The sequence below is a fragment of the Quyinboa mangrovi genome, assembly GCF_042219825.1.
Classification (GTDB): domain Bacteria; phylum Bacteroidota; class Bacteroidia; order Bacteroidales; family UBA5342; genus JBHJHP01.
In genome coordinates, this window is the sequence record NZ_JBHJHQ010000002.1 from 153,341 (window position 1) to 177,518 (window position 24,178).

At 39.6% G+C, this 24,178-nt stretch carries 20 protein-coding genes; 17 read left to right on the forward strand and 3 right to left on the reverse strand.

Annotated elements, in window-relative coordinates; translation table 11 throughout:
- Positions 1-51: 51 nt before the first annotated feature.
- The 12 genes from ACE1ET_RS03910 (at position 52) to ACE1ET_RS03965 (ending at position 15,372) form a co-directional block, all read left to right on the forward strand.
- Positions 52-867 (forward strand): SDR family oxidoreductase, encoded by an 816-nt coding sequence (locus ACE1ET_RS03910; protein WP_375727055.1) that lies wholly within the window; start codon positions 52-54, stop codon positions 865-867.
- A gap of 10 nt (positions 868-877) precedes the next feature.
- Positions 878-2,095 (forward strand): mannonate dehydratase, encoded by a 1,218-nt coding sequence (gene uxuA / locus ACE1ET_RS03915; RefSeq protein ID WP_375727056.1) that lies wholly within the window; start codon positions 878-880, stop codon positions 2,093-2,095.
- Positions 2,096-2,100: 5 nt separating this feature from the next.
- Positions 2,101-4,176, forward strand: coding sequence for a beta-galactosidase (locus ACE1ET_RS03920; RefSeq protein WP_375727057.1), 2,076 nt, complete (start codon positions 2,101-2,103; stop codon positions 4,174-4,176).
- Between the two features lie 53 nt (positions 4,177-4,229).
- A complete protein-coding gene (locus ACE1ET_RS03925; RefSeq protein WP_375727058.1) occupies positions 4,230-5,000 on the forward strand; it encodes a GDSL-type esterase/lipase family protein in 771 nt (256 codons plus the stop codon).
- A gap of 251 nt (positions 5,001-5,251) precedes the next feature.
- On the forward strand, positions 5,252-7,627 hold the full coding sequence (locus tag ACE1ET_RS03930; protein ID WP_375727059.1) for a glycoside hydrolase family 2 TIM barrel-domain containing protein: 2,376 nt from the start codon (positions 5,252-5,254) through the stop codon (positions 7,625-7,627).
- Between the two features lie 10 nt (positions 7,628-7,637).
- A complete protein-coding gene (locus ACE1ET_RS03935; protein ID WP_375727060.1) occupies positions 7,638-9,464 on the forward strand; it encodes a rhamnogalacturonan lyase in 1,827 nt (608 codons plus the stop codon).
- Between the two features lie 15 nt (positions 9,465-9,479).
- Positions 9,480-11,363: a rhamnogalacturonan lyase gene (locus ACE1ET_RS03940; RefSeq protein ID WP_375727061.1), complete on the forward strand. Its 1,884-nt coding sequence runs from the start codon at positions 9,480-9,482 to the stop codon at positions 11,361-11,363.
- A 186-nt stretch (positions 11,364-11,549) separates the two neighbouring features.
- On the forward strand, positions 11,550-11,924 hold the full coding sequence (locus ACE1ET_RS03945) for an endonuclease domain-containing protein (protein ID WP_375727062.1): 375 nt from the start codon (positions 11,550-11,552) through the stop codon (positions 11,922-11,924).
- A 302-nt stretch (positions 11,925-12,226) separates the two neighbouring features.
- Positions 12,227-13,243: a DUF2971 domain-containing protein gene (locus tag ACE1ET_RS03950; protein WP_375727063.1), complete on the forward strand. Its 1,017-nt coding sequence runs from the start codon at positions 12,227-12,229 to the stop codon at positions 13,241-13,243.
- Positions 13,244-13,792: 549 nt separating this feature from the next.
- The gene (locus ACE1ET_RS03955) at positions 13,793-14,356 is read left to right on the forward strand and encodes a Crp/Fnr family transcriptional regulator (RefSeq protein WP_375727064.1); all 564 of its coding nucleotides are present in this window, start codon (positions 13,793-13,795) and stop codon (positions 14,354-14,356) included.
- 77 nt (positions 14,357-14,433) lie between these two features.
- Positions 14,434-15,117: a hypothetical protein gene (locus ACE1ET_RS03960; protein ID WP_375727065.1), complete on the forward strand. Its 684-nt coding sequence runs from the start codon at positions 14,434-14,436 to the stop codon at positions 15,115-15,117.
- A 42-nt stretch (positions 15,118-15,159) separates the two neighbouring features.
- Entirely contained in the window at positions 15,160-15,372 is a 213-nt protein-coding gene (locus ACE1ET_RS03965) for a hypothetical protein (protein ID WP_375720739.1), read from the forward strand.
- A gap of 170 nt (positions 15,373-15,542) precedes the next feature.
- Here ACE1ET_RS03965 and ACE1ET_RS03970 read toward each other — a convergent pair whose 3' ends face one another.
- From ACE1ET_RS03970 to ACE1ET_RS03980, 3 genes are all read right to left on the reverse strand, one after another.
- Positions 15,543-16,439: a helix-turn-helix domain-containing protein gene (locus ACE1ET_RS03970; RefSeq protein ID WP_375727066.1), complete on the reverse strand. Its 897-nt coding sequence runs from the start codon at positions 16,437-16,439 to the stop codon at positions 15,543-15,545.
- Positions 16,440-16,620: 181 nt separating this feature from the next.
- Positions 16,621-17,529 carry an aldo/keto reductase gene (locus ACE1ET_RS03975; protein WP_375727067.1) on the reverse strand — a complete coding sequence of 303 codons (909 nt, stop codon included), beginning with the start codon at positions 17,527-17,529 and terminating at the stop codon, positions 16,621-16,623.
- A 46-nt stretch (positions 17,530-17,575) separates the two neighbouring features.
- The gene (locus ACE1ET_RS03980; RefSeq protein WP_375727068.1) at positions 17,576-18,499 is read right to left on the reverse strand and encodes a helix-turn-helix domain-containing protein; all 924 of its coding nucleotides are present in this window, start codon (positions 18,497-18,499) and stop codon (positions 17,576-17,578) included.
- 297 nt (positions 18,500-18,796) lie between these two features.
- Between ACE1ET_RS03980 and ACE1ET_RS03985 the strand changes: the two genes are divergently transcribed.
- The 5 genes from ACE1ET_RS03985 to ACE1ET_RS04005 all read left to right on the forward strand — a co-directional run bounded on the left by ACE1ET_RS03985 (position 18,797) and on the right by ACE1ET_RS04005 (position 24,170).
- Positions 18,797-19,690: a cupin domain-containing protein gene (locus ACE1ET_RS03985; protein WP_375727069.1), complete on the forward strand. Its 894-nt coding sequence runs from the start codon at positions 18,797-18,799 to the stop codon at positions 19,688-19,690.
- Between the two features lie 24 nt (positions 19,691-19,714).
- Positions 19,715-20,773 (forward strand): alpha/beta hydrolase, encoded by a 1,059-nt coding sequence (locus ACE1ET_RS03990; RefSeq protein WP_375727070.1) that lies wholly within the window; start codon positions 19,715-19,717, stop codon positions 20,771-20,773.
- A 180-nt stretch (positions 20,774-20,953) separates the two neighbouring features.
- Positions 20,954-21,850, forward strand: a complete 897-nt coding sequence (locus tag ACE1ET_RS03995; protein ID WP_375727071.1) for an oxidoreductase — start codon at positions 20,954-20,956, stop codon at positions 21,848-21,850.
- A 282-nt stretch (positions 21,851-22,132) separates the two neighbouring features.
- Positions 22,133-22,990, forward strand: a complete 858-nt coding sequence (locus ACE1ET_RS04000; protein ID WP_375727072.1) for a DUF3737 family protein — start codon at positions 22,133-22,135, stop codon at positions 22,988-22,990.
- Complete coding sequence (locus ACE1ET_RS04005) at positions 22,983-24,170, forward strand: MalY/PatB family protein (protein WP_375727073.1); 1,188 nt, start codon at positions 22,983-22,985, stop codon at positions 24,168-24,170. Before ACE1ET_RS04000 ends, ACE1ET_RS04005 begins: the two co-directional genes overlap by 8 nt.
- Positions 24,171-24,178: the final 8 nt, after the last annotated feature.

Sequence of the window (24,178 nt, forward strand, 5' to 3'; positions counted from 1 at the left end):
AATACCTGATAGTTAAGAATGATTCGTATTTTTGAAAATAAAAATTGAATCATGCAACCAACCAATTTTAGCATTGAAGGAAGAGTAGCTATTGTAACCGGGGGAGCCGGGGTTTTAGGCAGCAGCATAGCAGAAAGTTTGCTCCTGAAGGGCGTAAAAGTAGCATTGCTCGACATAAGAGAAGATATCTTAAACGATAAAATAAAGCAGCTGGAGCAATCCGGAACTGTAAAAGCTTTTGTCTGTAACATTCTGGATGAGACTTCTGTAAAAGCTGTTCGGGCAGAGGTTCTGGATCAGTTTGGTAAAATTGATATTCTTCTGAACATTGCCGGTGGCAACATGCCCGGAGCCACGCTGACAGAATATCAGACCTTTTTTGATATGAAGATGGAAGATTTTAAGAAGGTTACTGATCTGAACCTTAACGGAACGGTTTTGCCCAGCATGATCTTTGGAGAAGAAATGGCAAAAAGTGGTAGCGGCAGCATCATTAATATCTCATCTATGGCTACATATTCAGCCATTACACGGGTTCCGGGATATTCTGTAGCCAAAACAGGTATTAATATTTTCACCCAATGGCTGGCCATGGAAATGGCTATGAAGTTTGGCGATAAGATCAGGGTAAATGCTGTGGCACCTGGCTTTTTTATTGGTGATCAGAACCGGGCAGTATTGATTAATCCGGATGGTTCACTCACCGAACGCAGCAAAAAAGTGATTGCTAAAACACCAATGAAACGTTTTGGTGATATTACTGAGTTGAACGGATTGGTTCAGTTCCTGTGTTCGGATGAAGCCAGCTTTATAACCGGGGCCATTATTCCTGTTGACGGAGGCTTTAGCTCATACAGTGGCGTTTAAAAAAGTGGATATGGGATTAGAGAAAACCTGGCGCTGGTTCGGACAAAAGGATTCTGTAACTTTAGCAGATTTGCGGCAAATGGGTGTTGAGGGAGTTGTGACGGCATTGCATCACATTCCGAACGGCGAAGTCTGGTCTGTGGAAGAAATCATGAAGGTAAAAAAACAGATTGAAGCGCATAATATGCATTGGAGCGTGGTTGAAAGTTTGCCGGTTACCGAAGGAATCAAAACACATAATAAGGATTATAATCGATTGATTCAAAATTACCAGGAGTCGATCCGGAATTTGGGAAAATGTGGAATAGATCGCGTTTGCTATAATTTTATGCCTGTTCTTGACTGGGCCCGAACCGATTTGCATTTTAAGCTTGATGATGGCGGAGAAGTGATGTTGTTCGATTTTCCGACGTTTGTTGCTTTTGATGTTTTTATTTTAAAAAGATCAGGAGCAGAATCGGATTATCCGGCAGAGATAGTGGAAAAGTCCAGGAAACTTGCATCTGAAATGAGTGAGGAAGATAAGGAATTGCTGGCGTATAACATTATAGTGGTTACCCAGGGATTTATTGACGGTGTAATTGATGGTTCAGTCCCTGATTATAAAAAGCTTTTTCTGCAATTTATTGATACCTATAAAGAAATTGATGCAACCCGTTTGCGTGAACATTTGCGTCTGTTTCTTAACGATGTGGTTCCTGTTGCGGAACAGGCGGGAGTTAAGCTTTGTATTCATCCGGATGATCCTCCGTTCCCGGTGTTGGGCCTGCCCCGGATTGTAAGTACACGGGAAGATCTGGAATGGATATGCAGGCAAAATGATTCAATAGCCAATGGAGTTACATTTTGTACCGGATCCTTATCGGTAAACAGGACCAATGATTTACCCGCCATAGTAAAATCGATTGGCGACAGGATTCATTTCACACATTTACGAAATAACATATTTCTACCGGATGGCAGTTTTCATGAATCGGGTCACATCTATGGTGATGTGGACTTATTTCCGGTTATGAAGGCACTGTTGGAAGAACAACAACGACGTAAGTCGGAAGGTCGTGCAGATGTTCGTATCCCTGTGCGTCCTGATCACGGGATCAAAATGCTCGATGATTATAACAAATCGGCAAATCCGGGTTATCCGTTGATAGGCAGATTAAAAGGGCTGGCAGAGCTTAGTGGGCTTGAATTGGGTATTGAGAGAATGATGATAAATAAAGAAAATTAAATATTATGAAATACACCCTGGTTCTGTTTATGATCTTATTTACCGTTTATTTAGGTAAGGCACAGAATAATGAAACCTTTTTCCCCTCGGAACAGCTAACTACCGTTGGCGCCTATTATTATCCGGAGCATTGGGATGAATCTCAGTGGGATCGTGATCTGAAAAAAATGGCTGAAATGGGGTTTGAATTTACGCATTTTGCGGAATTTGCCTGGGCTCAGCTTGAACCCGAAGAAGGTGTCTATGATTTTGGATGGCTGGATAAAGCTGTAGATATTGCGGCTAAATATAATCTAAAGGTTATAATGTGTACGTCAACAGCAACTCCTCCGGTTTGGTTGACCCGGTCACATCCTGAAATTTTGATTACGAGGGAGGACGGGACAAAATTTGATCACGGTTCGCGTCAACATGCTTCTTTTTCCAACGAGTTTTACCGTCGGTATTCCTTAAAGATGATCGCTGAACTGGCCAATCACTATGGTAAGGATAAAAGGATCATAGGATGGCAGCTGGACAATGAACCCCGTTCAACAGTTGATTACGGGGCAGATGCACAAAAACGGTTTCGTGAATGGTTACAGCGAAAATATATTACCATTGATGCATTGAATGAAGCCTGGGGAACAAATTTCTGGAGCGGAACCTACAGCAGTTTCTCTGAAATCAATATTCCGCAATATAATCAGTGGGGAATGAACCTGTATCAAAAACTTGATCACAGCAGGTTTTGTGATTCGGAAACTTCTTCATTTTTGGATGACCAGGCCACAACAATCAGAAAATTTGCCGATAAAGATCAGTGGATCACAAGTAACTACATACCGATGTACGATGCCCGGTTTATCGGTGCAAGTAAAGAACTTGACTTTATAACATATACGCGGTATATGGTTTATGGCGAGGACAAAGGCATTGGGAGAAACGGGTATCGTGTTGGTGAATATTCGCGTATAGCCATGGCAAATGATTACTTCAGGCCGCTATCACCAATGTACGGTGTTATGGAATTGCAGCCGGGACAGGTAAACTGGGGAAGAATAAATTCGCAACCTTTGCCGGGAGCTGTTCACTTGTGGTTGTGGCACGTTTTTGCCGGAGGTAGCAGGTTTACATGCACATATCGGTTTCGGGCGCCAATCTACGGTTATGAGCAGTATCATTACGGCATTGTTGGTACGGATGGCATTACACCTACGCCAGGTGGTCTGGAATATGAGCAGTTCATCAACGAAATAAAAGAATTGCGGCATCAGTTGGAACCAGGAAAAGTACCGGAGTTGTACCTCGAGAGAAAAACAGGAATTTTATATGATCCCGATAATACGGTTGCCATCAATCAGAATAAACAAACAATACTGTGGAACACGGAGCAGCATGTATTAAAGTATTATAAAGCTTTAAAGTCTTTTGGAGCGCCTGTTGATTTTATTCGGGACACGATGGATTTTACTGGATATCCTGTGATTGTAGTACCTGCATATCAGCAGATAAGTACTGAGTTAATTGACAAATTAACGGCATACGTTAAACAGGGCGGTAACCTGGTACTCTCGTGCCGTACAGGACATCAGGATGAAAAAGGTCACCTTTGGCAGGCCAGATATGCAGAGCCAATCTATAAGCTGATAGGTTCAGAAATAGAATTTTACGATTTACCGATGCCTTATGCGCCTGATACGGTGAAAATGGACGGCAGCAATTATAGCTGGACCAGCTGGGGTGACATTTTAAATCCATATAAGAAAACAGAAATCTGGGGTAGTTATGCAGGTGATTTTTATGCCGGTAAACCTGCTGTTACCTTTGCCGGAAAAGGTGAAGGAACTGTAACGTATGTTGGAGCCGATAGTGATAAGGGAGATCTTGAATATGACGTTTTAAAGAAATTGTATGGAAGGCTGCACATCGGTATAGAAGATTATCCAAAGGGTATTATTGTGGAATACAGGGATGGTTTTGGGATTGCAATGAATTATTCTGATAAGGAATATGAGCTGAATACAGTGTCTGAGAATAGCATTCTTTTTGGAGCCAAAAAGATTCCTACTGCCGGTGTTTCGGTATGGAAACTTCAGTAAGTAAAAGTGTTCAGACCGGTTTTTTAAAAGATGAAAACAGAAAATTTGAATTAATGAAGCAAATCCTGATTCTAGTTTGCACAATTTTAATAGGTCTATGTGCTTTTGGACAAACGACGCCGCTTACAGCCAAACAAAAAGAAGAATTATATCCAACTGACAACGTCGTTTCGCGGTACCATAATAACTGGACACAAACGCATTATCCAAAGCGCATTAAACAATTCATGGACAAATCGTTGGAATATGGTGATATTGTATTTATTGGAAACAGTATTACAGAAAAAGGGAAGGACTGGAGCGAAAAGTTTGGTGTCGCACATATCAGGAACCGCGGTATTTCGGGAGATGTGACAGATGGCGTATTGAAGCGTCTGGATGAAGTGACATATTTTAAACCTAAGGCTGTATTTATTCTTATTGGTATAAATGACCTCTTTAGTCTGCATCACGATGTGGACAACAGGCATCAGTTAACCTATGATAAGGTTGTACCATCAGCGGAATATGTGGCACATAATATTTTGAGAATTGCCAAAGTAATTCATCGAAAATCGCCCGGGACCAGGATCTATGTGCAAACAGTTCTGCCTACCAGGAGGGATTATCTCAAGGAGGATATACTTACTGTAAATAAATTGATTAAAAAGCATGAGTCAAAAGGCTGCTACAATGTCATCGATCTGTTTGGTCAGTTTGTGGATGCAAACGGTGATATGCAGAAGGAGCTGACTGTTGATGGTGTTCACCTGAATGAAAACGGGTATGAAAAATGGGTCGGCTTTGAAAAACCCTTGATTCAAAATATAGCAAAACAAGATTAAATGTCTTACATCTTGATTCTTGTATCTTGGTTCTTGTGTCTTTTTAAAGTGTCAGATAATGTAAATTTTATCCCAATTTATATATTGAATCTCATTAACTTATCCCGTAGATTTGTAGTTTGGAAAGCCTTATGTCAGAAAAGTAACTTTAATGGAATACAATTCTTATTGGTGATGTCTAATAGTCTAAAGGTTACATTTTTGACTCCGGGATAATTGATGTCTTATATTAACGAAGAAAACCAACCACAATGCAAACTAGTTATTTTAAAGCCGGAAATGCAAAATTAAAAACTATACTTTTCCTGGCAATTGTCTTATTATCGGTTCAGACCGGAACCAATGTGTTCTCACAACAAAGTAGTCAAACTAATCCAAGACAAACCCAGTCATTCGATGCAGACTGGTCGTTCCATTTGGGTGACGTTGAGGGTGCAGAAAATCCAAAATTTAAGGATAAGGACTGGCGCTTGCTTGATGTTCCTCATGACTGGAGCATAGAAGGAGAGGTAAGCCGCGATAATCCAACCGGTCGGGGTGGCGGATTTTTTCCTGCAGGTATTGGCTGGTACCGAAAAGCATTTACACTGCCTAAAGAGGATCAGGATAAAAACGTGTTTATTCAGTTCGATGGTGTCATGGCAAACAGCCAAGTATGGATCAATGGGCATTTGCTGGGTAAGCGTCCGAATGGATACGTGAGTTTTAGTTATGAGCTGACAGATTATCTGAATTACGGGAAAAAGGAAAATGTGATTGCTGTAAAAGCGGATAATTCCATACAGCCGGCATCCCGTTGGTACACCGGTGCAGGAATTTACCGTCATGTAAACCTGGTTATAACAGATCCGGTGTATATACCGCAATGGGGCGTTTATATTACAACACCAAAAATCAGTGCTGATAAAGCAATAGTTACGATTGAAACCAAAATCTCAAACACGTCAACCTCTGATGAAGCAATAAAAGTTGTGACTTCAATAATTGATCCCAACGGTAAAACAGTTGGGTCAGCCGAAAATACGCAAACCATTAAATCAGGAGACGCAACAAACATCAGCAGTGAGGTTACGGTTGCTGATCCGCAACGTTGGGATGTAAAAAGTCCTGAATTGTACAAAGCTGTTACTTCTGTTTATAAAGGAGATAAACTGGTTGATGAAGTATCAAATACATTTGGAATACGTGAATTTCATTTTGAGGCAGCTACCGGATTCTGGCTCAACGGAAAAAATATTAAAATAAAAGGTGTGGCCTTACATGCAGATGGTGGCGCTCTGGGGGCAGCAGTACCGTTAACCACATGGAGGCTCCGGTTTGAAACGCTTAAAAAGCTGGGCGTAAACGCCATAAGAACGGCACATAATCCATTTGCTCCGGAATTCTATGATCTGTGCGATGAGATGGGATTTCTGGTTATGGACGAGACATTCGATACCTGGCGGGCAGCTAAGAACCATGCGGAAAAAGGATATAACTTATTTTTTAATGACTGGTGGAAAGCTGATACCCGCGATGTTGTACTACGTGACCGGAATCATCCTTCCATTTTTATCTACAGTGTGGGAAATGAGATCCGTGATAACCTGAACAATGAGCAGGGTTTTTCTACGTATAAAAAAATGCAGGATCTGGTACACGAAATTGCACCTGGCAGTTTGGTTACGATGGCTTTGTTCCGTCCAAATTCTTCCGGTGTCTATCAAAACGGATTTGCTGATATGATGGATATTGTAGGGCAGAATTATCGTGAGAAGGAATTGGTACAGGCACACCTGGATAAACCGGAACGTAAGGTTCTGGGAACAGAAAACGGACATACACGTGAGGCCTGGCTGACACTGAGAGATAATCCGTTTATGTCAGGACAATTCTTATGGACAGGTATAGATTATCTTGGTGAAGCCAACTGGCCGGCAATATCCCATCATTTTGGATTGCTGGATCGCCTGGGAAATGAGACCACACTGGCATATCAGCGTCAGAGCTGGTGGGGTGAAGAACCTTATGTGCATTTGGTGCGCAGTGCTTTTAATGCAGGCAATGGCCCGCTTGTTTCAAACTGGAGTCCTGCTGATGAAGATACCTATGATGTGGCTGAAGTGGAGGTCTATGCCAATACGCAGGAAGTGGAGATTTTCCTGAATGGAACATCAAGAGGCGTTTTCTCTGTTCCTGAAAATGCTGCTCCGGTGAAAGCTAAATTTACCTTTGAGCCGGGAACCATAAAAGTGGTGGGGCGAAATGACGGTAAGGATGTTACTGTTCATGAAATGAAGACGGCTGGTGATCCACTTAAAATTAAGCTGACTGCGAGCAGCAATACACTATCTGACAATTTTGACGATGTGGTGTATGTTACGGCAGAAATAGTAGATGAAAACGGAGTATCCTGCCCAAACAGTGATAACATGCTTTCATTTACGGTAGCAGGACCCGGTTCTGTTATTGCTGTTGATAATGCTGATCTGGAGACACATATTCCTTTTTTTGAATCCAGTCGCAGGGTCCTGAATGGAAGTTGTACGGCAATCGTACGTGCTGAAGCGGACTCAGGTGAAATTACAGTAAATGTACAGGCTGATGGACTGGAACAGGGCGCAGTAACGCTGAAAATTAAAAACTGATTTAAACGACATGTTAAAGCATACTATTCTTTTCTCTCTGTTAATACTTTCTCAGGGTTTGTTATTTAATCTGAATGCACAGCGTCATCTGGAAAGGCTGGACCGTGGAATGGTGGCCATACCTGCAGGGGAAGATTCTGTTTTTATTAGCTGGCGTTTGTTAAATTCCGACCCTGAACAGGCAACATTTAACCTCTATAGGGATGGAAAACTTCTAAATACAAAACCTCTTTCCGTTACAAATTTTACAGATGACAAGGCGACTGATGATGCACAATATGTGTTAAGGCCAATTCAGGATAAGAAAGAAACAGATGAAAGTAGTACCTGTAAACCTTGGGATAAGCCCTATTGGGAGATTCCTTTGCAGACACCTTACCGGTATTCTCCAAATGATGCATCCGTAGCTGATCTGGATGGTGATGGGCAATATGAACTGGTGATCCACATGACAGGGCGGGGACATGATAACTCGCATCTTGGCTTAACATCTGATCCAATATTCCAGGCTTACGAAATGGATGGGACCTTATTGTGGACCATTAATCTTGGCAAAAATATCAGGGAAGGAGCGCATTATACACAATTTATGGTATACGATCTGGATGGTGACGGGAAAGCTGAAATTGCCATGAAAACTGCTGATGGTACCACGGATGGTACAGGTAACGTTATTGGCGATCCGGATGCTGACTGGGTGGACCGAAATCAACAAAGCAGGACATTTGGTAAGATAGTAACAGGACCCGAATACTTCACCATTTTTGAGGGAGCAACAGGAAAAGAACTGGCAACAACCGATTATGTACCCGGCAGAGGTAATCTTGGTGGCTGGGGAGGTATTGGAGGTAATGGTCAGAATGATTATACTGCTAACAGGGCGGACCGTTTTCTGGCAGCCGTAGCATATCTGGATGGAAAACTTCCAAGTGTGATTATGTGCCGGGGATACTATGGACGATCTGTCTTAGCAGCGTGGGATTGGAGGGATGGCAAACTCTCTCAGCGGTGGGTATTTGACAGCTCAAAGCCGGGACTGGAGTTATTCAGCGGTCAGGGAAATCATAATATAAATGTGGCTGATGTGGATAATGACGGAAAAGATGAGATAATTTACGGTGCCATGGTTGTAGATGATAATGGGACAGGAATATTCAGTACAGGGCTTCGGCATGGTGATGCACTGTATGTAGGAGATCTGGTTCCTCAAAGACCGGGAATGGAAGTGTGGGGACCGCATGAAAATGAGGAACCTGTAAAAGGCTATGAAAATGGGTACGGTGAAGCATTGTATGATGCCCTGACTGGCGAGATTATTTGGGGAAAGAATCCCGGATGGGATGTTGGCAGAGCCTGTGCCGCTGATATTGATCCCAGGTACGAAGGATTTGAGTTCTGGACAAATGTAGATGGTTTGTTCGATGCAAAAGGAAACGATATAGGACCCAAGCCCAGAAGTACAAATTTTGTGATCTGGTGGGATGGGGATCTTTTACGTGAATTGCTGGATAGAAACAGAATTACAAAATGGGACTGGGAACAGAACAAGGAGAAAATTCTCCTGCAGGATTATGAATGCAATTCCAATAATGGCTCAAAGGCTACACCGGTGTTGAGCGCTGATTTGTTTGGCGACTGGCGGGAAGAGGTGATCTGGAGGACACGTGATAATCAGAAAATCAGGATTTACTCAACGATATATCCAACGGATTATCGCTATGTGACATTAATGCAGGATCCACAATACCGGCTTAGTATTGCCTGGCAAAATGTTGGGTATAATCAACCGCCTAATACAGGTTTTTATATTGGAGAGAGTACATTTCCAAAGCAGTAGTTTTATAAGGTTATCATGAGACGCATATCTGCATTTCTTTCGTTTTTCATTTTGTTGTCTTTATTCCGGTTTGAGTTACAGGCAGAACGACTTATGGAGAATATGGACCGGGGAGTTGTTGTTGTACGTACATCACCTGATTCTGCATTTATCAGCTGGCGCTTACTGAAATCGGATGCTGATGCTATTTCGTTTGATGTTTACAGATCTGATAGTCATAATAACACCATAAAACTTAATCCATCACCTGTCAGCAAGGTTACTTTTTTTATTGATCATACATGCCGCTTATCTGAAACCTACATTTATTCAATAGTTAAGTCAGGCATAAAACCGTTCGAAAAATCAGGAAGCAACTTTACTTTGAAGGCAGATACCGTTGTTAAACAATATCTGACCGTGCCGCTTCAGATACCTCCTTCAACAATTATCAATGGAGGAGAAAACACATATTCAGCTAACGATGCCTCAGTAGCAGATTTGGATGGAGATGGAAAGTACGAGATAATTCTGAAGTGGCAGCCTTCTTTTGTAAGGAATCCACCGCAAAGAGGACTGACCGGCGAACAGATCATTGATGCCTACAAGATGGATGGCACCATGCTATGGCGAATTAATCTTGGGAAAAATATACGTTCCGGAGCAGCATATACCCAGTTTCTGGTTTATGATTTTGATGGAGACGGATGTGCCGAAATGATATGTAAAACGGCAGATGGCACAGTCGACGGACAGGGGAATGTAATTGGTGACCCGAAAAAGGACTGGCGAACGCTGGACGGGAATTCTCCGATGTATGGTAAAATTGTAAACGGGCCGGAATATCTGACTATTTTTGATGGGAAAACCGGACGTGCTTTAGCAACAGAAAACTATCTGCCTGATCGTTACCCGATTGATGGTTGGGGAGGCATAGGAGGAAACGGCAATAATGATAGTGTTGGAAGCAGGGCTGACCGTTTTTCTGCAGGTGTGGCTTATCCGGACGGTCATCTGCCAAGTGCCGTTTTTGTACGCGGGTGGTATGGCCGGACTGCTGTTGCAGCCTGGGATTACAGAAATGGTAAGTTAACCTCACGTTGGGTATTTGATTCAAAAGATGCAGAAAATCCGTATTCCGGACAAGGCAATCATTCGGTAAGTGTGGGTGATTTTGATAATGATGGGAAGGATGAATTTTGTGTGGGAGCTATGACGGTGGATGATAACGGGCAGGGACTTTACACCACGGGTTTGCGTCATGGAGATGCTCTGCATATTTCTGATCTGGATCCGGAAAGGCCCGGGCAGGAGGTATTTGGGATTCACGAAAATGAAGGGAAAACTGTTGCCCTGCAAACACCGGGTGTTGCTATGTTTGATGCAGCTACCGGAGAAATTCTTTGGAGCGTTGGTCCCGGAGTTGACGTAGGCAGAGGTGTCGCTGCAGATATTGATCCCCGCTATCCCGGATGCGAAAACTGGGGTGGTCCGGGTGGATTACGTGATGTACATGGCGAAACAATTTCTGAAAGAGGGCCACGATCAACAAATTTTGTGATCTGGTGGGATGGGGACCTAACGCGTGAGTTACTGGACAGAAACCAGATTGATAAATGGGACTGGGAAAATTCCACAACCATTAATTTATTAACAGCCGGAGAATGTGTCTCCAATAACGGAACCAAGGCAACACCTTGTTTAAGTGGGGATATATTGGGAGACTGGCGTGAAGAGGTGATATGGCGAACCGCAGATAATACAGAATTACATATTTATTCAACTACGATTCCAACCGACTACAGATTTGTAACACTGATGCAGGATCCGCAATACCGGTTGAGCATAGCGTGGCAAAATACAGCCTACAACCAGCCACCACATCCCGGGTTTTATTTAGGGAGTGGAATGAAAAAGTAAGATTAAACTGTATTCTTATTTTTCAGATATTCAAAGTAAGACTCATAGCTTTATTACGGTTAACGATGTCCTCTTGTTTCAAAAGGAGGTGTCATCCCAATGCATATCGGGATGACGGAGGATTTCCGTTACAATAGTTTTTGAAAAGGGTCCAGGTATTCATACCTTTGAACAAACCCTGAACAAATGAAACTAAATTACAATCAGCACAATAAAGATTTTGCGCGGGAGAGCAGAAAACTGGGCACAATGGGAGAAGCTATTCTCTGGAGAGATTTACTAAAGGCAAAACAATTAAACGGATATCAGTTTAACCGGCAGTACAAAATTGGAAACTATATTGTAGATTTTATTTGCCGGAAACTAAACCTGATCATTGAGGTGGATGGTAGTTCTCACAAAACCAATGGCCCTGAAGATTACGACCGTGAAAAGTGGTTGACAGAATTGGGATATACTGTTTTGAGATTTTCAGAAAATGAAGTAATCTACAATCTTAATTATGTGGCGATGGATATTCAGAATATGGTAGAAAAACTGGAAGAGGAACCTGATGTTTGATAAATCCTCAGCCTTACTTTGATAGGACCACAGTAGATAGACCGTCACGATGTCCTCCTTTTTCAAAAGGAGGTGTCATCCCAATGCATATCGGGATGACGGAGGATTTCATTACTTAAAAACTACAAGCGCCACAAAACCAAGTCTTATATCTTATGTCTTATTTCTAAACCCTTGCTTAATTCCCCTCAATTCCATACCTTTAATCCACCAAAATTGAAATGAGCCTGATTTGAACAGTAAGTACATATTTAAAAGAAATTACTTTACAAAAATAAAACTTTCTACCTATAACTTTATCTATGGAAAAAAATGACAAAATTTTAAAATTTAAGAGAAGAGTAAATAATCTTTTCCCTGGCATTAATTTTAGTCAGTTCCGTAATGGACATGTTGAGGAGGGAAGAGAGGTATGGACAAGAAATCATTATACTATACCATCTGAAAATCTGAATCTTATTGGTAGCCCTTATTACTATGAACAAAAACAAGTTGTACATTTTACGAATATATTCGCACTGAATTCTATTCTTCAGGAAAAAGCAATTCGTTTATATAATTTACACAATTTAAATGATCCTCGTGAATTTACTTTTGCCAGTAAAATATTTGATTTGAGTGATTCTGTTATCAAAGATGCTAAGGATAATCTTTTCATTTTTTCATTTTGTGAGGAAAATATATTAAATAATTCATCTGATGAGTTCAATATGTGGAGACTTTATGGAAAGAATGGGAAAGGAGTTGCTTTAGTTTTCTCAGTTCAAAATAGTTTAGATGAATGGAATGATTTTCATTTAAGTAAAGTGAGTTATGGAGTTGACCAAAGAAGAAAGTTTATGCAATTACTTAGATTCCTAAATGCAAATGTTAATCAAGAACCTTTTATTGATGTTGATTTTGGAAAATTGTATGCATTTCATAAATCGAAAATGTTTAGTATAGAAAAGGAAGTTCGTTTGGTATTTGATAGAAGAGAAATGCGTTCAGGAGCAATTAATAGGACTGTTACTTTAAAGAATGAACCAATATTCCCGATTATTAAATCTGATTTATACAAAATAATTGAAAATAAAAATAACATTCGATATTTAAGATTACCAATCTATTTTACTTCCAATAAAAGTAACGATTATGAAGTACCACTACTTAAAATTGAAAAGATTATTGTTGGATATAACTATATCGATGAGGTAAAAAGTATAAAATCAAACTTATTTGAGATTTGTAATGAACAGTTAGGTTATACTCCAGAAATAGAACAAACTAGAATTAAAAATCTATATTGGGATATTGATACCAAAAAACTAAAAAAATAAAATTTGAACTATTTCAAATTTAATATAGTTTAAGGATTTTAATTCTTTGATAAACAGAGTTTTGTTTGTTAATATCTATTCAATTTCTAGTGATTTTAAGCCATTGCTTGTCATTCTAGCTTTAATGCCTAAATCCTCCGTCCCGATAAATCGGGACACCTCCTTTTCCAAAGGAGGACGGCCTATAGCAAATTGATATCACGCTGTCCCCCTTTTGCTTACTGAGTAGCGAAGCGTATCGAAGTAAAAAGGGGGTGCCAATTGGCTTTGACAATTGGTGGGGGATTTTATTAAAGATTCTATAAAAATCTCTGTCCCAATAAACCGGGATATTTTCTTTCACGTTGCGCATGGCTATATTTTCAGAGATACATGTTTAAACTCATGAAATTTGAGACATGGTATTTATGAATGACGCATCCCAGGTATTTGAGCATTAGAGGAAAAAGATTAATTAATTGTTGTTTTCCAACAATAGACTTATATTTCCGGTTATATCTAAGTTATAGGTATAACTAATGCTGGCATTCTTGCCATAAAAGCGGAATTATGAGTTTGTTTATTAAAGGTGTAAATAGTTTATTCCCTTTATCTGAAGAGGCATCTGCAGAACTGTCGGATTGTTTTCAAACCCGGGATTATAAAAAGGGAGAGGTGATCCATGCACATGGGCGGATATGTAAATGTCTTTTTTTTGTTGAGGAAGGTCTGGTAAAGCATAACTATTATCATAAGGACAATCAGTATGTACTACGGTTTTTTGAAGAGGAGGATTTTTTTATTGCTACCGACAGTTTTTTTAATAATCTGCCCGCTGAGTATTCAACTATAGCCATCGAAGATACAAGGATAAGTTATCTCGAATATGAAGATTTTGAGCGCTTGTGCCAGACCTATCACTCGTTTGAAAGCTTTGCCCGCAGGTTTGTTTCCATGGTAGCCTATACCGCAATTTCAAATCTGAAGAACCTGCTTTATCTGGATGCAACAGAACGGTATGCCCGGTTTATTGAGGAATATGGCCATCTGCAACAGCGCATTAGCCTGGGTGATACGGCAGGATTTCTTGGCATTTCACAGGTTTCTTTAAGCCGGATCCGATCAAGAAAATGATTTTTTAACAAATGTAAAAGGATTTCATTTTCCCGGCCTTTACTTTTGCATTATAATCATTATAATGCATAATTTTCATGAATAAATTTAGAGTTTATACGTTTTCTGTTGTGTTGTCGATAATCGCATTGTTCGTTTCTTTTCCAACCAGTGCACAATCCAAAAGTGGGGCAGCTCCAACATCTGCACCAATTCCGCTTGAAGTTGTTTTAGGAACCAAAAGCTGGACATCACAACTAATCATCGATAAAAAATTTAGTCCGGAAAGCAAATTAGGATTTTTTTCACTTTCATATATAAAAGCAAATTACGACAATGATGAATACCTGAGAGAATCTTTGAACCTGATGCTTTTGAAGTATGAGCTGGTTAAAAATGTTAGTGTGCTTTCAGGTGCTGCTTATAGTTCAATATGGGGCTTTCGTCCATATGCCGGAGGGCAGTACGCATACATGAGCAGAACCTTTATGTGTGCTATTATATCAGGACTATATTTAAGTGAAAGCCATAATTATGAGGCCTTAGCCATGGCAGAATACAGACCCGTAATAAAGGACAAGTGGTCGCTGTACACGAGGGCTCAGGCATTATATAATCAGAATACCGAAACAGGAAAACACGACAGGAGCCATGCTTATGGTCGACTCGGACTTTCGTATAAAACGTTCTCTTTCGGTTGTGCTCTGAATTATGATTGGTATGGACCGATGAAAATGAAGGATCACCAGTGGGGTATTTTCATTAGTACGCTGCTTTGGTAGGGTAGATAATCAGTTAGGTAATAATTGTAAAAAGAATAAAACATGGTTAAAACTTACGTAAAACAGGGACTCATAGGAGGAATAATGGGATTCATTATGAGTTTTATTATGGTATATTTCATCATCTCTTTTCCGCAAACACATACTCAGAATGCATTCAATAATGGCATGAGTGGAGCTATAAGCGGATTCATGGGGGGATTTATGGGTGTTGTTGGTTTTATAATGAAGCAGAGAAAAGGCAGGAAAAACTGACCGATCCGTTTTAGGATGCATTCAATTTTGATTCAGCATTGCACAATAATTACAGTGAGCAAAGTAATTTAAGGCATTAAGTATTTACTGTAAGCTATAAGCAGTAGTAAATAATCGGAACCAAACCCCGGCTACGTTAGAAGTCGGGGTTTTTATTGTACCAGGTTATTTTAATTTTGGTTCCTGTATTCAATCGGTGACATTCCCACCTGCTTTTTAAACATCCGTGTAAAATGCTGAGGATGCCTGAACCCCAGCTCATAAGCTATCTCACTGATGGATTTTTCAGAGTCGAAAATCTTCTCTTTAGCTACACCAATCATTTTAAGCTGGATGTGTTCCTGTGCTGACTTTCCTGTTTCTTTCTTTAGCAAGTCGCCAAGGTAGTTTGGCGAAATAAACAGCTTATCGGCACAGTGGCGAACCGACGGCAATCCCGATTCAAGAGGTTCATCAGATGCAAAATAATTGTTTAATACATGCTCGAAGCGTGTCAGGATGTCTTTATTAACGTGGCTGCGTGTAATAAACTGACGTTCGTAAAACCGCTTGCTATAGTTTAAAAAGAGTTCAATGTAAGAAACAATAAGTGTTTTACTGTGTGCATCAATAGCATGTTCAAGTTCGTAGTTTATTTTATTGATACAATCGTTTATAATCTCTCTTTCCCTCGCAGAAAGGTGCAATGCCTCGTTCACTTCGTATGAGAAAAAGGTATAATCCTGAATATTTTTGCCCAGCGATGTGCCATGGATCAGATCCGGATGAAAGATGATGGCAGTGCCGAAGGCCTGTTGCTTTTCGCCATTGCTTTCAACGCCATAAACCTGGCCCGGAGATATAAAAATCAGCGTGCCTTCTTCATAATCATAGTTGTTAATCCCATACGTTATATTACCACATTTGATATCCTTTAAAAAAATGGCATACACATTCATATGCACCTTGAAAAACTCAAAAGGCTTAACTTTGGAAAAATCAATAACACTTACCAATGGATGCAGGGTTTCCTGTCCAACCAGATTGTTGTATTCCTTTACTGAATTTATTCTGTTAACCTGACTCATAATAAAAATCTTATCGGTTACACTTACAAAGATAGGCAACAATTATCAGCTTGACCCGCTGTAAAACCATATTCCGTAATTTGGGTAAGAAATAGTGGATTTAGGTAATAAGCTGAGATGTTAAGACAATAAAAAACCTTATCTAATGGTAATTGAGGTTTCTGTTACTATTTCATTTAAACTAACTGCGATTAGTCCGAAATATCATTGCAAGTAGTGTTTTCAGGTTCATTTTGCCTCCATATACCGGCATCATACTGGCACTTCCATAGTCTTTAATTTTAGCTATGTTTTTTAAGATGTCCATATCATTTTCAGCTATAACAAAATCTACATCAGCATTATTTTTCATATGATCCGGATTTGCTGTTTTAGGCAGGGGAAGAAGCCCCAGCTCAAGGCAGTAACGAATCGATAATTGCGGAATTGAAACACCGTATTTCTCTGCAATGGTTTTAACTTCATTATTTTTTAATAGTTCTCCGTGTGCAACCGGCGAATAAGCTTCAACAAGAATATCCTTCTCCTTACAATACTCGATAAGATCCATGGGTGTATTGCTTATATGCGCTAAGACTTGATTGACCATTGGTTTTACTGTGCAGGAAGCAAGGATATTATCGATGTCCTGTTTTTCGAAATTTGAAACTCCAATTGCACGCAGTTTACCTGCTATATGCGCTTCTTCAAGTGCTCTCCAGGCTTCGCGGTTACCTTCGAAGTATGGATCGTTTCCACGAAATTTCATCCACGGTTGTGGACTGTGAATAATCATCAAGTCAATGTAATCCAAACCAAATGTTGTAAGTGATTTGTCAATGGATGTCACTGCTTTTTTATACGATTTTGCCTCTGCAGCCAGTTTGGTGGTCACAAACATCTCATTTCTTTTAACACCACAATTTCTTATTCCTTCACCAACACCGCTTTCATTGCGATAAGCCTGGGCTGTATCAATATGTCTGTAACCGTTTCTTACGGCATCTTTTACAGCCTGTTCTACATTTTTATTGTTAATGAACCAGGTTCCTAAGCCGAGTTTTGGAATTTTAATTCCATTCGATAATGTATATGTTTCTTCTAAAATCATGTTGTATGTCTTTTTAGTTTTTAATCTTATTTATGTGAAACCGCGCTTAATTCTCATTAAACGTTCGATAAACTGTTGGTGACATTCCAACGCTTTTTTTGAACATCCTTGTAAAGTGCTGAGGATGCTTAAATCCCAACTCGTAAGCAATTTCACTAACTGATTTATCTGTGTCAAATATTTTAGCTTTAGCCACATCAATCATTTTCTGCTGAATGTGTTCCTGTGCTGATTTTCCGGTTTCTTTTTTCAACAGGTCGCCAAGATAATTTGGAGAAATAAATAGTTTTTCTGCGCAGTAACGCACGGATGGCAATCCCAAATCAATTGGAAGATCTGTTTTAAAGTAATCCTTTAAAACGTTTTCAAAGCGAACCAGAATATCTTTATTAACATGGCTTCGGGTGATAAACTGGCGCTCATAAAACCGTTTGCAATAGTTGAGGAACAGTTCCAGATAAGATACTATTAGTGTTTTACTATGGTTATCAATCGCATGTTGTAATTCGTAATTTATATTTTTGAAACATTCGTTTATGCTTTCTCTTTCCCTTGATGATAAATGCAGAGCTTCATTTACTTCGTATGAAAAGAAAGTATAATCATCAATATGTTTACCCAGCGTAGTTCCCCGGAGAAGGTCCGGATGAAAAATCAGAGCTGTTCCGGATAATGACTCATTTTTAATATCACCTTCAACTCCAAATACCTGTCCTGGAGAAATAAACAATAAAGTACCTTCCTCATAATCGTAGTTCTGTATTCCATAGGTCATGCTACCACATTTGATGTCTTTTAAAAATATAGCATAAACGTTCAATTGTGTTTTGGAATAGTGAGTGTGAATGTCCGGATCATAAAATGGCTGCAGTTTTGAAAAATCAATATCGCTAACCAAAGGGTGCAGCGTTTCCTGTCCTACCATGTTGTTATACTCTGTTACAGAATTGATTTTAAAAATGTCATTCATCTTTATTTTTGTTAAAATATGACCCAAAATTAATGAAGTATCTGATATAAAATACGAAGATATTTTACATTCTGTAATATTGGTAAGTAATACAGTAATTAGGGTAGAATTCGGCGAGTGTAACCTGTTAAATAATCTGAAAATTAGAGTTTTAGGGCGTTATCTGTAATGCGGGTATCTTATTCCGTAATCCGGGTCTGTTTTATTAAACTTTTACATCGAATTTTGTTCCGGATGAAATTATTCATTAAACGAATAATGAACATACCATGAAGAATAATATAAGAAGAAATTGAAATGAAGTACACAGACAAAACAGCATTCGAAAACGTAAACATATTTGGTACTGGGATGCCAAATGATTTGTTTTCGAAATATTTTACCGGAAAATCTTTTCTTAATCCACTGACGAAACCAGGGGAGTGTCCGGTTTTTATGGCAAATGTAACATTTGAACCGGGATGTCGGAATAACTGGCATATTCATCATGCAAGGAGTGGAGGTGGGCAAATGCTTCTTTGTATTGCTGGAGAGGGTTGGTATCAGCAGGAGGGTGATAAACCGCTCAGCCTGTCTGAGGGCTCCTTTGTTTATATTCCCGCCGGAGTAAAACACTGGCATGGTGCCAAAGCTACAAGTTGGTTTAGCCACATCTCTTTGGAAATTCCCGGAGAGGAAGGTCGTAATGAATGGCTTGAAGCTGTTTCGGATGACCAATACAATGCACTACCTGTGAAAGAAAGTAAAAGTACTTTCGAATACCGGGATAAGTACTTAACAAAGAATGAATTTAAAAAGGGAAACATGTTTGGTATGGGCATGTACAATTTTATGTTCAGAAAATATTTTAGCGGACGTTCATACTTGAAAATGGTCACTATGCCCGGTAAAACACCATTATTTTTATCCAATGTGAATTTTGAACCGACCTGTCGGAATAACTGGCATGTTCATCATGACGGAGGACAAATACTTGTCTGTACTGCCGGAACAGGTTGGTACCAGGAGGATGGCAAATCTGCAAAATCTCTTAAAGCCGGTGATGTGGTTTATATTCCCACAGATGTCAACCACTGGCATGGAGCATCCAGGGATAGCTGGTTTTCTCATGTTGCAATATCAATTCCGGCTAACGGAGGAAAGGTAGAATGGTTGAAACCGGTTTCAGATAATGATTACAATAAATTATAGAGTATAAATTAAAAACAAATAAACATGAAGAAAGTAGCAATCTTGACATTAATAATCCTGATGTTTACAGGAATAATGTATAGTCAAAATGATGGACCATTAAAATTAGCGCAGGGCGATGATATTTATTTGACAAAACCATTGAATCCGGAATTATCATTAACGCCTGTGCAATACAAAAACCGTTTTGGTATAAGTATTGCCGCACATTTGTATCTGCGAAAAGATTTTGATAAATCTAAGAAGCATCCTGCCATTTTAATTGGTGCACCATATGGAGGAGTCAAAGAACAGGGACCAACCGTATATGCTCAGGAAATGGCGTTACGGGGTTTTGTAGCCTTAACCTTCGACGAATCATTTAATGGTGAAAGCGGTGGTGATGTAAAAGATTTATCAAGTCCTGAAGTTTTCGTAGAGGATTTCAGTGCAGGTGTTGATTATTTAGGTACCCGCGACTTTGTTGATCGGGATAAAATTGGTGTAATTGGAATTTGTGGCAGTGGAGGATTTGCTCTAACGGCAGCGCAGGCAGATCCCCGTATTAAAGCTGTTGCAACAGCAAGTATGTACGATATTAGTGACTGGATTCGAAATGGCATAGATGGAAGTACAACTGCCAGGGATCGTGAGAAGACAAAAGAGCGCCTGGCGAAACAACGTTGGGAGGACTTTGAAAAAGGAGAACCTAAAATGCCTGGTATGGGGTGGCCTAAAAAACCCGCCCAAAAAGCACCGGGTATATTACCTCCGGTTATGAAAGAGTTTTATGAATACTATGGTACAGAAAGAGGCTGGCATCCGAATACCTTGGACAATTTTACCCTGACAAGTGCACTGTCATTTATGACCTTTCCTTTAATAAGCCATATCGAAGAGATCTCGCCACGTCCGGTTTTAATTATTGTTGGAGAAAATGCACACTCTATTAACTGGAGTAAAAAGGCTTATGAAAGTGCTGCACAACCCAAAGAGTTGGTAATAATACCTGAGGCTAATCACATCGATTTGTATGACGGTGGTGATAAAAACTATATTCCTTTTGAAAAACTGGAATCCTTCTTTAAGGAAAGTTTGAAGTAAAAGATGATCCCATGAACAAATCAGAACATTGAATAAACAAAACTCCCCGTATTTCAAAGGTGTTTTGTTTATTCCTCTAATTGATAACATTGTGATTGAGAACGGTTAAATATTGGTGTAATTTCTTTTAGATACCTATATGAATCTTTTTTTGTAAATTACTGGCTAAACAGAATTGAGATGAAAACAAAATGGACAACACAGGATATTCCGGATCAAAAAGGAAAAGTGGTAATCGTGACCGGCTCAACGAGTGGTTTAGGCAAGGAAGCGGCCAGGGTTCTGGCTGGTAAGGGAGCGAAAATTATTATGGCGGTCAGAAATACCGAAAAGGGAAATCGTGTTGCTGAAGAAATCAGAAATCAGTTTCCTGCGGCTGACGTGGATGTGATGGACCTTGACCTTGCCAGTCTGAAATCGGTTAAATCATTTGCGGATAAATTCATATCAAAATACACGCAGCTGGATATTTTAATTAATAATGCCGGTGTTATGATGTGTCCTTTTTCGAGAACAGAGGATGGCTTTGAAATACAGATGGGAACGAATCACCTGGGGCACTTTGCACTAACGGGGCATTTGATGCCACTCCTGAAAAAAACAAAGGGTTCCCGCATTGTTGCTACTTCGAGTATGGGGCACCGGATGGGTAAACTGGATTTTTCTGATTTTAACTGGGATAAACGAAAATATAACACCAACCGTGCCTATGGCGACAGCAAACTGGCAAACCTGTATTTTACCTATGAGCTAAGCAGAAAACTGAGTGGTGATCCTGATGGACTTTTGGTTACTGTAGCGCATCCAGGAGCTACATCTACAGAACTGGCCAGGCATACACCCTTTTTCCGATTCATGAACCTGTTTTTTGCACAAAAGGTAGAGAAAGGAACGCTGCCAACTCTGAGAGCTGCAACCGATCCGGAGGCAAAGTCGGGTGATTATTTCGGGCCTGATGGCTTCATGGAAATGAAGGGATATCCGGTAAAAGTTGAATCCAATGAACTTTCAAGGGATGAAGAAAAGGCAGGAAAACTCTGGGAGCTGTCCGAAAAACTGACCGGCGTTTCCTTCTGACCTGCAGAATTCCTATATACGTTACTCATAATGATCAATGTGTTCAATCCAGGATGCATTGATTTATTATTGAGAATATTCTGTTGTTGGACTTAGAGTTTAGTAATCATCTTTACTGAATGAAAAATTTCACATCTTGATTTAGGCGGTAAACGTATTTTGTCTATTGCATTTTACTGGTTTGAAACCGTAATATTGGTAGCAGGTACTGGAATTATGGTCATATTAATTTAGTTTCTATCCTGATATTTGCATCAATGAATATTATAAAGAAACTATCTGATGAATTGCTTAGAAAATAGATTTTTTGAGGGAGAGCGACCGTTGTTTGCGGCCCACGATTTACAGCTTATAAATGTAAAGTTTTATCCTGGTGAATCAGCCTTAAAGGAAGCTCGTGATATTTATGCCGATAATTGTGAGTTTTATGGGAAGTATCCGTTCTGGCACAATACAAATTCAGTTATTAAGAACTCATTGTTTACACCATATGGACGTGCTGCCATTTGGTATTGTAATAATTTTCGGATGTTAAACACTCGAGTGGATGCACCAAAAATGTTTCGTGAGATTGACGGTTTATATGTTGAAAATGTTCAGCTCAACGATGCAGTAGAATGTGTCTGGTATTGCAGAAATATAGAATTTAAGGATGTTAATGTAAAAAATGGTGATTATATATTCAAAAATTGTGATAACATTAAAATTGACAATCTTTTGCTTCAGGGGAACTACAGTTTTCAATATACCAGGAATGTTGAAATACATAATTCAAACTTAAAGAGTAAAGATGCTTTCTGGAATACCGAAAATGTGACTGTTTACGATTCTGTTATTGAAGGTGAATACTTAGGCTGGCATTCAAAAAACCTTCGTTTGGTCAATTGTGTGATCAGTGGAACGCAACCGTTATGTTATGCTGAAAATCTTGTCATGGAGAATTGCATCATGAAGGATGATGCTGATTTAGCCTTTGAATACAGCACACTTAAAGCAGAAATTAATAGCCCTGTCAAAAGTGTAAAAAATCCTAAGGGTGGAGAGATCGTTGCACAAAGTATTGGCGAAGTGATTATTGATGAAAATTGCAAAGAACCGGGTGCTTGTGTTATAACCGTTGAAAATGAAGTGAATGTTTGATATGCCCGGTAAATTTGATGAAATTGTTGATCGCAGAGGAAGTAATTCATACAAATGGGACAGCAATTCTAATCCGGATGTTCTTCCCATGTGGGTGGCAGATATGGATTTTAAAACAGCTCAGCCAATTATCGACGCTCTTGCAGAAAGGGTGCAGCACGGGGTATTTGGCTATGCAAAAGTACCAGACGCCTATTATCAGGCTGTAATCAGTTGGTTTGAACGTCGACATAATTTTTATGTCGAAAAGGACTGGATGATATATACTACGGGTGTTGTGCCTGCTGTTTCAGCAGCTGTTTTAGCCCTGACTAATCCCGGAGATAAAGTTATTGTCCAGGAACCGGTTTATAACTGCTTCTTCTCATCTATTAGAAATAATAAGTGTGAGAGTGTTTCCAATGATTTAATTTATTCCGATGGGATCTATTCCATTGATTTTGATGATCTGGAAGAAAAGGCTGCTGATCCTATGACAACACTGATGCTGTTGTGCAATCCGCATAATCCTGCAGGTCGTGCCTGGTCAAAAGAGGAACTGGAAAGGGTCGGTGAAATATGTTTCCGGAATAATGTATTTGTGGTATCGGATGAAATACATTGCGATCTTGTACATCCGGGGCATACCCATATACCGTTTGCTTCATTAGGATTGCAATATTTAAAAAATTCTGTGACCTGTACAGCCCCCAGCAAAAGCTTTAATTTAGCCGGATTACAGGTTGCAAATATTTTTGCTTACGATAAAGAAATACGAAAACGTGTAGATAAAGCGATAAATATTAACGAAGTATGCGATATCAGTCCCTTTGCTGTTGAAGCTTTAATTGCGGCATATACACATCCGGATTCGGAACTTTGGATTGATAATTTGAAAAAATACTTATGGGGGAATTATTTGATGGTAAAAGATTTCTTTTCCGAAAACTTACCTGAATTTCCAATTCTTCCCCTTGAAGCAACCTATCTGATGTGGATTGATTGTTCGGTTTTAAACAGTTCATCTGAAGAACTTGTAAAACAAATGTTGGATCGTGAAAAGGTATGGTTGAATGAAGGAACAATTTATGGTAAAGCCGGCGAGGGATTTATCCGCTTGAATATTGCCTGTCCAAAAGATGTATTACAGGAGGGATTGATACGGATTAAGAATGTGTTGGATGCTATCGTGAAACAATAAAAAAGAAC